Source organism: Mesorhizobium sp. M7A.F.Ca.CA.004.06.1.1, from assembly GCF_003999135.1.
Taxonomy (GTDB): Bacteria; Pseudomonadota; Alphaproteobacteria; order Rhizobiales; family Rhizobiaceae; genus Mesorhizobium.
In genome coordinates, this window is the sequence record NZ_RZPQ01000277.1 from 1 (window position 1) to 437 (window position 437).

Sequence of the window (437 nt, forward strand, 5' to 3'; positions counted from 1 at the left end):
CCTGAAGGCCGACGACGACGATCAGGTTCACGAAGGCGCCGAGCGCCAGATAGGTGTAGTAGGTCGGCGCGAAATTCAGGATCAGCAGCCCGACCACCAGCACCGGCACCGACGTTACCAGCCCACCGATCAGCGAGCGCGTCAGCGCAGCGCGGGATTGTGCGACAGCAGTAGACGGAGATGCGGTCTCTTCGATTGCCTGCGACAACGTCAAATCTCCTTGTCGCCGAGTTCGACCCGCTGGCCGAGCAGGCCTTCTGGCCGGTAGACAAGCAGCGCGACGATGATCCCGTAGGTGAGCGCGTCCTTGAAGCCTCCATACTCCTGCGGCAACGCAACCAGCAGGCCGACCTCGATGAAGCCGAGCAGCATGCCGCCGGCCGCAGCGCCCGCCAGCGAGCCGAAGCCGCCGATCACGCAGGCGACGAACGCCTTCA

The 437-nt window shown here is 65.0% G+C and carries 2 pseudogenes; both read right to left on the reverse strand.

What is annotated here, in order from left to right:
- Positions 1–208: pseudogene (locus EN906_RS17540) on the reverse strand (branched-chain amino acid ABC transporter permease); the annotation flags it as partial.
- A gap of 2 nt (positions 209–210) precedes the next feature.
- A pseudogene (locus EN906_RS38305) lies at positions 211–437 on the reverse strand (branched-chain amino acid ABC transporter permease); the annotation flags it as partial.